The organism is Shewanella woodyi ATCC 51908 (assembly GCF_000019525.1).
Classification (GTDB): Bacteria; Pseudomonadota; Gammaproteobacteria; order Enterobacterales; family Shewanellaceae; genus Shewanella; species Shewanella woodyi.
In genome coordinates this window covers 1,849,671-1,862,123 of the sequence record NC_010506.1, presented here as the reverse complement: position 1 = coordinate 1,862,123, position 12,453 = coordinate 1,849,671, and the positions used below count along the sequence as shown (strand labels likewise).

The following is a 12,453-nucleotide window of genomic DNA, read 5'->3' as shown; positions in this document are numbered from 1 at the left end:
CCTTAGTAACTATTAATCATGAATATATAACGCGCCTGAACGTGTCATTATGTTATAAGTCACCGCGGTTGTTGAATGCCAAGTTACAGGTGCACAAGTATGTATATAAGGTCTCACCTTTTTACCGGCCATATAAGCAGCCAATACTGTGGCATATATTTTATCGTACTGAGGATGATCGATTTTAACGTAAAACTTATCCCCTTTCGTACAAGTTCCCGCATTGCCAAAAGCACCAACCACTAAAAATCCACCACCACGCTCAATCTCAATATGGGTCGGCACAGCTGGTGTTGCCCAGCCACCAGCATAACTATTGAAGCTCACCAGAGATATAAATAAAGATGCAAAAATTAGCACAAGCCTAGTTTTATTCATCATAAAATCCTTTTCTTAAACCACAACAAACAGATTACTAATTTACTTCCAATAAACCAGTGATAACACAAGTGGTGTGAGTATTGTCTATAACATATCTCAAGCTCTTACCTCTTGCTTTGGCTGAAAGCGCATAGGCATACTGCGCCTTATCAAACTCGGTACCACTCATATTTATTTGACCACGACTGTGCAGGCAGTGTTCAGGAAATTGAGGCGAGGAGATATAAGCCACGCCGTTATTTAGATAGAGTGACCAATCAGTCAAGGTCGTACTTGGCCAATAGCGTTTAGCATCAATACTATTGGCAAAAATTAAACAGCTAAAAGCCACAAGTAAACTAAAACTGCGCATCGAAACTTCCTTTTCTCTAAAACTAAACTAGTTATCAGTTATTGCTAACGTTGTGACATACCCATTCGCATCTTGGGCACCGGCATTATAAGTCACAGTCACCGTGCTTTTGGCATGTTTAGCTGCCAGTAAAAGCGCATAAAACTGATCGAAAGCGATATCGGAAGCCCGTACGGTAAAGTAGCTAATCCCCGCAGGCATAGTATCTAACTTATACAACATGCCCCCTCTCCAACCATTGCCCCAATCACCACCATACAGGTTGATCCGTCCTACTTTACCAGCTTGATTCTCTGCAAATACCTGCTGGCTAAATAGACTCAGCATGAGCAGGCTTAAGACCATCACCTTAGAGCTAAGCATTGATAGTTTCATATTCATTCCTTTGTTTAAATTGTAGCCGAGCGGTAAAAGCTAATAGACTCAGGCATCTTTTATCTAATTACAACAAAGGGGTCAGAGCCCTTAATTACAACAAAGGGGTCAGAGCCCTTTAGCAATTCTCATCTATACTTAGCATCCAAGCCTTACCTTTATCCAAGGAACGGATATGCCAAGAAAACCACGTTTTTATGCCCCTGATATTACCTGCCATATTGTTCAACGAGGCAACAATCGTTCCGCTTGCTTCTTCAATGATGACGACTTTAAAATCTACATTAACGCACTCTCTGATGCGCTAATTCAATATAATGTAAAACTACATGCTTTCGTGCTAATGACTAATCATGTTCACCTGCTTATGACTCCTTCAACAACTGAAGGCATCTCACAAGTAATGCAAAGTATCGGCCGCACTTATGTCAGTACAATAAACCGACTTTACCAGCGTACTGGTACCCTTTGGGAGGGGCGTCATAAAGCCTGCCTTATCGATAGCGAAGCCTACTTCATAGCTTGCCTACGCTACATCGAACTCAATCCAGTAAGAGCCAACATGGTTAAACATCCCAGCGAATACCCTTGGTCAAGCTATCAATTTCATGGTGCAGGAAAACAGATTGCTTGCCTAACACCACATCCACTCTATCAACAACTTGGCTCTACACCAGAGCTTCGACAACATCAATATCGAGAGCTATTCAATACAGAGCTGCCACCAGAACAAGTCCATACCATTAGAAACTGTTTAAATCACAACTTTCCTCTAGGAAGCGATAAATTCAGAGCCGACATTGAAGCTCACCTTAACGTCAGATTCGGCCATCTAGCACCTGGACACCCTAACAAACCTAAGAAAACCTAAGAAAACCTAAAGAGCTAAAAACTAAAGGGCTCTGACCCCTTTATTTTATTTGGCTCTGCCGTATATGACTTGTCCGTCATTCTATACGTATGCGCTTTCGCCCGTTGCGGTAACTAACCACATGACGGATTGTTACTCCAAATATCTGCTGCTAACTGGATGAATTTTCTATCTTGTTCTGATGCTTGAACACTGCCACTGATATGTTCAATGCCACCCATGCATTTGAACACACCGCTTAAAACCGGAGTTTGGGTGCCTAAGCGTGCATCACCCCCCCCCACAGGGCTGACCATAGAACCATGTCTAATATCTCGGTTCATAGAGACAATATCAAAGCCTGTTGGGCACCACTCGGTCGCACGACGTTGCCAGACCTCCTGCAATGCCGACGCAGTTGCCCTGCCATTACCCACATAGGTCAGCACAATACAGCCACTTGGTAGCATAAAATCCTGATAACCCTCTTTCACACCATTAGAGGGCTGATATGCAACAGAGCAGCCAGTCAACAGTGCAGCAAAAAGTGCCAGTTTTGTGACTACATAAAACAGCCGACGCATCTCTTTCGCCTTGAAACCTAACATATTAAAACCATAGTAGACTTAGCCTACCCTTTATCTTATCTAATATTTACTTTTCGTCATTGCCATAAAGTAGCTGCCATAGCCTATGCTGAATTAGCCCCTGCTCGCCATTAGCGCAGTCGAAAGGTTTGTCATAGGCTGTTAAGTGCAGTAGTTCCCCTTGGGTGTTAACCATAAACTCGCTCTCCTCAAGTTGTTGTTTACTCAAGTTAGTTAACTCAAAAAAGCGCGTCCCTAACCACATCTCTGCCGCCACTGCTGCTTCATAACCTTGTCTTCGCTCAAAGCGCCCTGGATTATTAGCAACATCGACGATCTCTTTTCCTATGGGTGGCGGAAAGCCATTGTGCTTTTTCGGCAGATGACTGTGGGCAATGCCCTCTATCTCAAACTGCTGAATACTGGTCATCATCTGCCTACGCTTATATTCAGTATTAGATACTTGCGCGTAGATGAATCCCGGATGTTCAAATATATGGCTCAGCCACTTGGCACGGTGGGCAATTAACTCATCCAAATCACATATCGATACCTTAGCGTAACTAAAATCAGTATGCTGGTTAAAACGCATGTCTGGTCGCACTGACAAGTGCGCATTACCAAACCCAAGCGCAAACGACATTTGATCTTTGGCCGCCCATAAATAACCGCTAATTCCAGTGATCTTCTTGTCAATATACATATCTCGCACAGGTTGTGGGGTAAGCGCTACAATATCAGCATCTAACCTCAAAGCGTCCCACACAGCCCCCGGTTTGAGTAACTGCTCACCGCTTAAAATAATATCTAATTCAAAAGCCATTAACTGCCATACTCCGAAATTTCAATAGTAATACCATGCTTAGCGGCCATGGCCCCTAATTTACTGGTATCAGCTAACCCACCGGGTTGCACCCGAATATCTAAAATTCTATTGCTTGTGGGCACCAGCACACCATCCGACCAAATCCCTCTGTTTGCTAAATCACGCATGTGGTAGTCCATATCTGTTAACCAACTTGTACCATTGGTATTGACCGTTTTTAAGCTCACCACCATGCCGTCAAGCTCAAAGTCAATCAGCGGGAAGTTTTGCGCTACCACTTTTTTAGACTGACCTGTAACTGGGTCAACAATTTCATAGAAATCAGTGTTGCCCCATTGCTGGTACTCCGTTTTGGCGAGTTCTGCTTGAATTTGCCGGCCTCGGTCTACCGGGCGTACTCCTGACGCCCATACATTATCATACTTTAGATAGTCACCAGTATCTCTGGGAGAGCCAACAGATTGCTGGGTGCCATCGCCCTTAATATAATAATAGCTACCCGTTTCCCGCTGGAAGATAACATCACCTTCAGTTGTTTTATAGCCAGAATCTTTTGCAATAGCGCCACCAGTACCACGAATACGGCCATCGGGTAAGACTTCGTAACCAGGAGGCAAATTATCTAGGTTAGGGTTACGGCTAACATTAACTCTATCACTATGGGGAAAGGGGGTGCCATTGGTTTCACTTTGGTGCATATCACTGAGCACATCAGTGATTTTTTTATCATAACCTTTATCTTTGGCATACTCTGTAATACGAGCCAATACTTTGTCGGTAGCAGCATTTTCTAATTTACCAACAGTTAGTTCGTACACGAGCTCTTCACCTAGCATTTTTGCTAGCTGTATCAATATTGCACGTTGCTGCTCTTCATTGCCCTCATGCGCTTTAAATTGTTCATATTTCTCTATGATGTCTTGAGTTGCTTGATAAACCTCTAATGCACTCATGACAAACATGGCTGCTCGAGCTGCTAGTACAACTAAATGGAACCAGTTATGCTGCGCAGCATTTTCTGCTGTATGTGCAGCAATATTCACTTCGGCACCTGCTGCAAATGCAGCTAAGCCCCCCGCTAACTTTGCTAAATCAACGCCTTTTGCCTGTAATGAAAGTAGTTCACTGGGCGTCACCTGCATTGATTGAACAAGTGTATAATATTCAGCTTGTTGAGCAGGGGTTAGTGCCTCAAAATCTCCCTCTGCCATAATGCCTTTAGACTTTAACCAATCTACGACTTCCTTTTGGTTGTCAGTCATCATCGCTTCGGTGTATGCCTGTGCAACGGCCTCACCAATTACGGCACCACCAGCCCCTGAACCACAGCCAACGACAGGATCAGAACTGCCACTGACTTCAGCTGTTGCGGCCCCAAGTGCACACCCTAAACCGGCATGCGAGATATACCTAAGTGCTTCATTGATTTTCGGGGGCTTAGAATCTGCCAAGCCTCCAATCTCATTTGCAACTTTTTGACCAATCTTATTGATGGCAGATAGCTGTAACCCTTGAACCAGAGCCTCACCAAAATCACCTAAATCACCACCATTAATAATGGTCGAGATCCCGGTACTCACCGTCGTTTCAACAACGATTAGTGTGGCTTGATTTCCTAGGTCAATCGCGGTTTGCGCACTAATTAGATCAGCAGAAGCATCTACTCCTGCTGGCATATCAAACAGCTTTACTTCATCTATGGCGCTCAACGCTCCTGCGGTGATCATCGCTGTAGCAACCGCTCTAATAGTGTCACTTGAATGCATTAATTTAACGGTTTCAGATAAGTTATTACCATTGGCAAAACTCATCGCCGTTTGCGTTGCTAAGGCTAATGCCCCTGCTTGCATTACAGGTTGCGCGACGAAGCCCACCGCACCGATGGCACCTTTTGCACCAATAAGCCCTACACCTGCGGGCCCCATTGCCACAGCGACCGCGATAGCAATAATTGCCATAGCTGCTGGGCTTAAACTGCTGGATTTATCGTACTCATGGATTTTAACGAGCTCTTGATAAACTAACTCAATATTACTTGCAAGTTCAGGATCATTGTATGCTTCAGCCATCCACGCAAGATCTTCAGTTTGCTCAAACATGGCAAGAGAGTCTTGCAGAGTGACACCTTCCTCTTGACCAAACTCAAGCGTAACACCGTGAGTTGCTTGAACTTTTATACCACCAATAATGCTATTGTAAACGGCGGTATCTACAGTATCAGTTTGAGTTTCGGTTTTTATGCGCCAGAAACCTTCCTTAACACGATTATAGAAGTAGTGATCTTGCTCCTTCGCCAATAACAAATTGACCTTGCCATTGAGTGCATTAATTTGGGTGCCAGCACCCGATATTATCTCTGTTGCCTGAAGCGTGATATCACCGAAGTTTGATGCAATGAGCACGCCTTTACCCGCTTCTAACGCAGAGCGTATCGCAATGGTTTGAAACTCTTGTTCCTGCAGGGTTACCTTACCAACCTTGCCAGAACGTGATGATTGAAATTCATTAAACTCATTAGCAATATAAACGCCCTGCTCGGCCAATATTTGAATCACACCTTCATCAGCGAACAAGGTAGCGGCATTTAATTCAATAGCGCCTGAAGCCATAAGATAAATATTATCTTTAGCGCTAAGCACGCTTGCTGTGTGCTCAATAATCGATTGTGTTTCATCATAACCACCGACAGCTTGGTTACGCACATAAGTCGTGTATTGAGTCGTTAGCTGAATATTGCCATCGGCATTAAGGATGACGTTATTGCCCGATATGGTGCCACCTTGAACAACAATATCGTTATAGCTTCTAATTGAAACATTGCCATTGACCGCATCGACACTGGCGATCTCGCCTAGACGAGTACCCTGTTCATAACGCGTGGCGTAACGGTGTACGACCGTTTTTTGAAGGTATTGGTTAGCAATAATATTGACATTATCTTCGGCTGATAGGCGGCCAGAAAGGTTTTGCAAGGTGCCACCAACCAACAAGTTTAAGTCACCATCAGCGACAACACTTGCCCCTTCTGAAACGGTGAAATCCCCAGCTGTATTAAGAAATGTGCCTCGACGGGTATAAATAGTACCAGCATTAACGGTAATGGTATTAAACTGCGCCGTTTCACCCGCAAATTCAACAATATGGCCATCGACAAGTAGCTCATCCACACTCGCATCAGTTAGATGAACTATCGGTACTAGTACCGCTTCACCATTCACAGTGCGCAGTTCAGGCCAGATAAAATTATGTCCAAAGGTGTTCACCTGAGCACGCGTTAAACTATCACCAAACTTGGCAGAAGATTTCGCACTGAACTCATAAGCTTTATTGTAAAGCCCATTAATTTGTGCAGCTTCATTAGCATAAGCATCACTAAGTAGATTTCTATTGAGTAGATTAAAGATCTGAGAGCGAATAAATCGAGCTTGAACAAACTGATCACCGATCCGTTTTTCTAACCGATAATGAGGAAAGATAATAGTAATCTCACCATTCATTATTGGGATCATTAATGGCGCAGGTAGTGAGCTCTTTCTAAAATCTAGCAGTTTTTGATGAAACGACTCTACCGTTTGTGTACCAGAACTTGTGATATCCTCGACATAAAATGCTTTTTCAAACTGACGGTCAGTATTATAAACCCTTTCAAACTGAGCATTAGAGTTGACTTCTGATGATATATATACATCAGAAATCAGCTCAACAGCCACTACCGTCGCAGGTAAACAGATCTGCCCAAGTAGGATAAATGACATCAAATAGGCGGTAAACCTTTGCCAAATAGGCTTTTTAACCGCAGGAGTGTTCTTCATTAAATTTTTCATAGATATCCTTTCTACACTCTAGTTTGGCAAATAGGTCATAAGCTCTGTTAACGGGAGTCTAACGGTCACTGTTAGCTGGTATTTATCATCCCCAACTTGTGGCCTGACATAAGTGACATATTCTCTATATGTAATTAAAACATCATCATTATCAGATAGGGTATAAGAACTAAATACATTATTGTGCTCTTTATAAAATGCTGAATACCCTTCAGGATAAGTAATATCTAAGGTTTCGATATAGGCTCGACTAGCAGCAGTAATTTGGTTTGGTGTATAAGCTGTACCGGGATGTGGGTTTTGAGCTGCATCTTCTGCCAATAGACTATCTATGCTTTTTCTAATATTTTTAGTCTCAATTTTCGGAGCTATAGCGTAACCAGGACCAGCAGGAATATAAGATGTAGTATAGCCATCAACTTTTATTGCACTTCCTTCTAAATAACCATCGTTGATTGCCATATTTTTCACGTATCCATAATCGTACTCAGAATTCGTATAAATAAACGGAGCTAAATACGCATCAACTAACTGCTGAACAAGAGCGTTGTATGTGTTGATATTATCAACTACTAGATGACTCTCTGAAGGTAAAGTCGGATCAATGCCATAAAGATTGCCGCGAATTGAAAACAGAGTCTCTGCATCAGCCAACGTTAACATTGTATCCCCAGTACAATTACCAAAATTCAAGCAAGATCTGACCTTCGATACTTCGCTGATAGATAAAGATTGTGCGAGTTCAATCCCTATTGTTTTAATTAACGATTGATGAAAGTGGCTATCCCCGAAAACTTCAAAGTAGGAAAACTCATTCAAGAACTCCTCACTAGTATTGTCATTTGCGTTACCATCACTAAATCTAAATTCACCAAAGGTATATAAACGTGCAGGGGGAGAGTAAGCAATAATTTTAGTTTCTGTTCCCACTTTTGCTACATCATGACTCTGGCTTTGATCATGACTCAACTCTAATTGATTATATGTAAAGTTCTCTACTGCTAATCTATACCTTTCATTACTAAAAATTGGAGTATTAAATACCATAAAACCATTTTGGTTTAGTCCAATGATTGCAGATGAATTTAAAATATAGTTATCAGCTTTTATTTCCAAACGATTTTCAGCCTGCAATGAAACCTGACGTGCTAAAGAATTATTAATACTCACACCAGCACTCCAATCTTCTGAAGCTGCTTTAGTTAAAGAATAAGGATTAATATTCTCTACCGATTTAGCTTGAATATATACCTCATTCCCCAAAATACTCGCACCTTGATTACTCCCCACGGTCCCCGACTCGGTCACTTGATAATATAAACCATGCTCTAAGGCTGTCATATCAGCAGAAATGGTAAGGGAGGTTGGAGTATCTGGATAGTATTTGTATTTAGAACGGGAGCCATTAACAACAGTACCGCTATTCGCTTTTAAAGTAATTTTATTAGCCTTTATATTGCCACCAAAACTGTTATAGATACTTTTTTCTGTTTCTATATTTAACCAAGATGAAGCCATTGCACCATTATTGATAAAGTTCCTCGCAGCAACTTCAATAAGGTTAGCCTGTAACCCGCCAGTAACATTTGTATTATGGCCCGAGATAAGTGATAAATCACCAGCGACAACAACCGCTGAGACATTCAGTTTAGATAATGACTTAATCAGCACTTTATTATCAGAAGATAACTTACCTGCCACAGTTATTTTATGAGTCGTAGAGTCTAAATCACCAGTAGATAAATGCTTACCAGCACCTTGAATAAAGATACCCTCAATTGGTGCATAAAACTGTGAATGTCGAGTGCTAGTTGCAATCACATCAGAGAGAGTACTTAAATCTGCAGTAGAAGCAAACCTTACGTTCTTAGGGCTTAAAACAGCAATGGTTGCTGCGCGAATTTTGCCGTCTACGAGAAACTCTTGATTAACTACAGTGGCAGCAGTGACCTTTAATTCTTCATAATCAATAGTCATTCTTCCTGAATACAAGCTAATACCACCAGAGCCAACTACTTTACTCCCTTCTGGGTGAACAATATGACCACCTTCTGGATGAATATCAGCCTTGAGGTTAATATCAATTATTCCAGCAGTTTTAACGGTATCAGCGATTAACTCCATTGCTTGCAAGCCAGGTGCAAGAAGCCCATTAACTTCAACACTTCCACCACTTGTAGTAACAAGCTCACCAACAATACCTGTGCTTTTAATTAATGACACAGATTTGACCGTTGCAGCAGCAAAAGTCACTCGGCCGACATTGGTAAAGCTACAATTAGTGCATGTTAATTTTTGGTTGCTTGATGTGCCAATAAAAATAATGTCTGCCGGTGCACCGATAATTTCAATATTCTCGGCTAAAGAGATGACTGAGGATTTAATCACTATTACATTTGCAATATCATTGTTAACTATAGAGTCAGAAGAGCGTGAACCATTATAGATAGTTAACTTTCGCTGCGACACAATGAACTGATTAAAGTCATTAACAGATAGCCCATTAACACTAGAAGATGGGATGAATATGTCTGAACTAGCATCACTGTTTTGAACAAGTTTGATATCACTTGTGCCAGAATTCCAATTGAATGAAGAAGCACTAACATTACCAATACCTAATAAAGAAAAGATAAAAGTAGAGGTAACAGAAATAACCATTATCAATTTATATTTTACAAACATCCGTGTATACATATTAAATCCTGAAATACTAATTGAGTTTACTCTCATACAATGAAAGGCTTACATAAGCACTAACGACATACAACCAAAGTAGCAGCATATTACACCAAACAACTAACAACCGAAACAAAATTAACACAGAGAGTCTATTTTGTATCACACAAACACCTACCTTCACTCAAAACCGAGCCTTAATCAATTGATTTTTAAGGGGGGGGTAAATACGAATACCAGGTGCGGGCTAAGGCATTAATTAAACTTGTCTAGATATTATTTATATTGAATAGTGACGAATATTGGCTTGTCGCCAGCTTTCCCAGCTATTACAACTACTGGGAACTTGATCACCATCAAAATACATACTCGTGATCGACTTATCCGTCATTTTTATAGCCAGAAATGTTGAGTACATGGTTTTACATGTCTCAGCTCCTGTAACATAGCTAGTACCTCCCACTTTCCACTCCATATCTGGACTGCAGAAAAAGACAGGTGTATTCATACTGGACAGCTTTAGCATAAATTTATTTGGTGAGTGATATGATAATCTATCAATTTTACCACTACAGACCAGTGTTGCGGCTGTCACACTGTTCATAAAACTTAAAGAGAACAGGAGACCGATTAAAAATATTTTCATTCTCATGATTTATATAAATCCATTTAATTAACTTAAAAAAGATATCTTACTTTTGCTAGGCGCCCTATAACAAACGAACATGGCCAACTGTGGCATAAGAGGTTCCAGTCCATACACCGGTGCAAGCCGCACTAACATAAACATCAACTGGCTTACCTGATATATAAGCCGCAAGAAACATACTCATCCAATTTTTATCTACCGACGGATTAATCCTCACGTCACCACTAGAATTAATTTGGCAGCTATTAGGGTTGCTAAAAGTTGATAGCTTAATCAGAGCGGTCGATTCATTTAGAGTATAGATCCCCGTCACTTCAGCTCTACCAGACCATCCCGCTGCGGCATTGACTAGAAAGGGAAATAGCGTACAAGTAACAGCTATAGTAATCATCACAATACGTAACATTTTAACATCCTTTTTATCGTTAACTTTAAGGTAATGAAGTTACTCAGCACTCATATATGTCTTTTCACATCACCAAGGCATAGTGCCCATTTTAATACCACGTAGGTCTTGTGCATTCCCCCAAGAGTTACAACTCTCAGTAACATACAGATCAACATTGGTTTGGCCAGATATATAAGCTGTCATCGCTAAACTCACCATCTCTTGGTAATTCGGCACATTGCTGTCTATAGCAAACCTCTTAGTCGTAGCGCACTCCTCCATTGAAGACTTATCCCCATTAATGTTTATCAGTAAAATCCCCTTACCACCACTAAGGAACACACCAGCTCCTGTAATTGTTACATTTCTAAATCGGGTAGAAGAAAATGCATCACAAGTGAATATTAATAGAATAGTTACAATGACAACTTTCAATATTAAATTCATATTTATCCTTAAAAGATGATTTAAATTACTCTCGGTTATATGTTCTCACAATATAAGCTGGCTCACTGTAATTTGTCACAGCGCAGTTATAACTGCTGCTTCTATAACCTACCATCACCTTTAGTCCAGCGATTTGAGCAGCTAGAAGGGCTGAATAACGCTCTGCTGTACCAACTTCATCTAAGTTACCTAACCTTCTCCAAGAACTTCCCTCTTGCATATAGAGAATAACACTTCCTTCTATCTGAATATGGAGCACCTTAGCTGCAGGGCAGTCCGTTCTTGCAAACGCAGAACTAGATAAGAGAAAAGCTAAAAACAATAGATATTTAACTATTTTCATTGGATCATCCTTGAGTAAATTACAATCAAATTAATTGTAAAAATAAAAGTACTCTACATTGCACCTTCCATTTTCATTTGGTGCATATCCGACCCCAATTTGAGCCTCAGATGCTCTTGCCATTAAAAGCATGCTCATCCAACCTTTTGCAACTTCACCTGACAGACTAAATTGAAATGGCCAAGTTTGATCACCACAAGCTGGTGTTGGCGTATCAAGTTTTACTAAAACAGTTTTACCATTATTGATATAGAAACCTTTAACTGTGCCCGCATACTGAGGTGCAGCTACAGTTGAAAAACTACAAAAAATAATACAACTCAAAAAAATAAATAATTTCATAAGGAACACTCTTTTAAAAGTACATATTTAAATAGGGACTATAAAAAGCTTTTATCTTCACTACAATCGAATTAATTTGATTGAAGGTCTAGTACCACTACATTCTAGTGCCATCGAGATAGGAGTATCCGACATACGTGCTGCTAAGGCCAAAGAGTAGATAGCCTTGCCATGCTCAGTACTGAGATTCGCTTGATTAAACGCTTGATTGCATGCTGTTGGTATATATTCAGTTGGTACGCCCCCCTTTACAACAATTAGCGCTATCCCATTCTCAATAATTATTGATTGGATTGTCTGATAAGGTGTCCAATGTCCGGGTTGAGCAGAGGCGACAAAACTAATTGCGGTAAATAAAGCTATCACTATCCATCTGTTCACATGTTTCTCCCTAAACACACTATATAATT

Annotated in this window: 14 protein-coding genes; 1 reads left to right on the top strand and 13 read right to left on the bottom strand. The window is 40.9% G+C overall.

The window, feature by feature from the left end; all coding sequences use genetic code 11:
- Nucleotides 1-12: 12 nt before the first annotated feature.
- From SWOO_RS07565 to SWOO_RS07555, 3 genes are read right to left on the bottom strand one after another with little or no spacing between them, the layout of a single operon-like run.
- Nucleotides 13-381: a hypothetical protein gene (locus SWOO_RS07565; RefSeq protein ID WP_012324121.1), complete on the bottom strand. Its 369-nt coding sequence runs from the start codon at nucleotides 379-381 to the stop codon at nucleotides 13-15.
- 34 nt (nucleotides 382-415) lie between these two features.
- Nucleotides 416-733, bottom strand: a complete 318-nt coding sequence (locus SWOO_RS07560) for a hypothetical protein (protein WP_012324120.1) — start codon at nucleotides 731-733, stop codon at nucleotides 416-418.
- 27 nt (nucleotides 734-760) lie between these two features.
- The gene (locus SWOO_RS07555) at nucleotides 761-1,108 is read right to left on the bottom strand and encodes a hypothetical protein (RefSeq protein WP_012324119.1); all 348 of its coding nucleotides are present in this window, start codon (nucleotides 1,106-1,108) and stop codon (nucleotides 761-763) included.
- A gap of 175 nt (nucleotides 1,109-1,283) precedes the next feature.
- Between SWOO_RS07555 and SWOO_RS07550 the strand changes: the two genes are divergently transcribed.
- A complete protein-coding gene (locus tag SWOO_RS07550; protein WP_012324118.1) occupies nucleotides 1,284-1,979 on the top strand; it encodes a transposase in 696 nt (231 codons plus the stop codon).
- Nucleotides 1,980-2,092: 113 nt separating this feature from the next.
- Here SWOO_RS07550 and SWOO_RS07545 read toward each other — a convergent pair whose 3' ends face one another.
- The 10 genes from SWOO_RS07545 to SWOO_RS07500 all read right to left on the bottom strand — a co-directional run bounded on the left by SWOO_RS07545 (nucleotide 2,093) and on the right by SWOO_RS07500 (nucleotide 12,424).
- Nucleotides 2,093-2,542, bottom strand: a complete 450-nt coding sequence (locus tag SWOO_RS07545) for a hypothetical protein (protein WP_195742874.1) — start codon at nucleotides 2,540-2,542, stop codon at nucleotides 2,093-2,095.
- A gap of 70 nt (nucleotides 2,543-2,612) precedes the next feature.
- The gene (locus tag SWOO_RS25460) at nucleotides 2,613-3,368 is read right to left on the bottom strand and encodes a hypothetical protein (protein ID WP_012324116.1); all 756 of its coding nucleotides are present in this window, start codon (nucleotides 3,366-3,368) and stop codon (nucleotides 2,613-2,615) included.
- A complete protein-coding gene (locus SWOO_RS07535) occupies nucleotides 3,368-7,195 on the bottom strand; it encodes a DUF637 domain-containing protein (protein WP_012324115.1) in 3,828 nt (1,275 codons plus the stop codon). Before SWOO_RS07535 ends, SWOO_RS25460 begins: the two co-directional genes overlap by 1 nt.
- Nucleotides 7,196-7,213: 18 nt before the next feature.
- Entirely contained in the window at nucleotides 7,214-9,892 is a 2,679-nt protein-coding gene (locus SWOO_RS07530) for a hypothetical protein (protein WP_012324114.1), read from the bottom strand.
- A gap of 262 nt (nucleotides 9,893-10,154) precedes the next feature.
- A complete protein-coding gene (locus SWOO_RS07525; RefSeq protein ID WP_012324113.1) occupies nucleotides 10,155-10,526 on the bottom strand; it encodes a hypothetical protein in 372 nt (123 codons plus the stop codon).
- A gap of 58 nt (nucleotides 10,527-10,584) precedes the next feature.
- Nucleotides 10,585-10,929, bottom strand: coding sequence for a hypothetical protein (locus tag SWOO_RS07520; protein ID WP_012324112.1), 345 nt, complete (start codon nucleotides 10,927-10,929; stop codon nucleotides 10,585-10,587).
- Between the two features lie 69 nt (nucleotides 10,930-10,998).
- Nucleotides 10,999-11,358, bottom strand: coding sequence for a hypothetical protein (locus SWOO_RS07515; protein WP_012324111.1), 360 nt, complete (start codon nucleotides 11,356-11,358; stop codon nucleotides 10,999-11,001).
- Nucleotides 11,359-11,383: 25 nt separating this feature from the next.
- Nucleotides 11,384-11,701, bottom strand: coding sequence for a hypothetical protein (locus SWOO_RS07510; RefSeq protein ID WP_012324110.1), 318 nt, complete (start codon nucleotides 11,699-11,701; stop codon nucleotides 11,384-11,386).
- Between the two features lie 30 nt (nucleotides 11,702-11,731).
- Entirely contained in the window at nucleotides 11,732-12,043 is a 312-nt protein-coding gene (locus SWOO_RS07505) for a hypothetical protein (RefSeq protein WP_012324109.1), read from the bottom strand.
- Nucleotides 12,044-12,103: 60 nt separating this feature from the next.
- Nucleotides 12,104-12,424: a hypothetical protein gene (locus SWOO_RS07500; protein WP_012324108.1), complete on the bottom strand. Its 321-nt coding sequence runs from the start codon at nucleotides 12,422-12,424 to the stop codon at nucleotides 12,104-12,106.
- Between the last annotated feature and the right edge of the window lie 29 nt (nucleotides 12,425-12,453).

Excerpts from the sequence above, each read along its gene's own strand:
- SWOO_RS07515 (WP_012324111.1), bottom strand. The coding sequence starts at position 11,358 with ATGAATTTAATATTGAAAGTTGTCATTGTAACTATTCTATTAATATTC.
- SWOO_RS07535 (WP_012324115.1), bottom strand. The coding sequence starts at position 7,195 with ATGAAAAATTTAATGAAGAACACTCCTGCGGTTAAAAAGCCTATTTGG.
- SWOO_RS07520 (WP_012324112.1), bottom strand. The coding sequence starts at position 10,929 with ATGTTACGTATTGTGATGATTACTATAGCTGTTACTTGTACGCTATTT.
- SWOO_RS07510 (WP_012324110.1), bottom strand. The coding sequence starts at position 11,701 with ATGAAAATAGTTAAATATCTATTGTTTTTAGCTTTTCTCTTATCTAGT.
- SWOO_RS07565 (WP_012324121.1), bottom strand. The coding sequence starts at position 381 with ATGATGAATAAAACTAGGCTTGTGCTAATTTTTGCATCTTTATTTATA.
- SWOO_RS07560 (WP_012324120.1), bottom strand. The coding sequence starts at position 733 with ATGCGCAGTTTTAGTTTACTTGTGGCTTTTAGCTGTTTAATTTTTGCC.
- SWOO_RS07505 (WP_012324109.1), bottom strand. The coding sequence starts at position 12,043 with ATGAAATTATTTATTTTTTTGAGTTGTATTATTTTTTGTAGTTTTTCA.
- SWOO_RS25460 (WP_012324116.1), bottom strand. The coding sequence starts at position 3,368 with ATGGCTTTTGAATTAGATATTATTTTAAGCGGTGAGCAGTTACTCAAA.
- SWOO_RS07525 (WP_012324113.1), bottom strand. The coding sequence starts at position 10,526 with ATGAGAATGAAAATATTTTTAATCGGTCTCCTGTTCTCTTTAAGTTTT.
- SWOO_RS07530 (WP_012324114.1), bottom strand. The coding sequence starts at position 9,892 with ATGTATACACGGATGTTTGTAAAATATAAATTGATAATGGTTATTTCT.
- SWOO_RS07545 (WP_195742874.1), bottom strand. The coding sequence starts at position 2,542 with ATGCGTCGGCTGTTTTATGTAGTCACAAAACTGGCACTTTTTGCTGCA.
- SWOO_RS07550 (WP_012324118.1), top strand. The coding sequence starts at position 1,284 with ATGCCAAGAAAACCACGTTTTTATGCCCCTGATATTACCTGCCATATT.
- SWOO_RS07555 (WP_012324119.1), bottom strand. The coding sequence starts at position 1,108 with ATGAAACTATCAATGCTTAGCTCTAAGGTGATGGTCTTAAGCCTGCTC.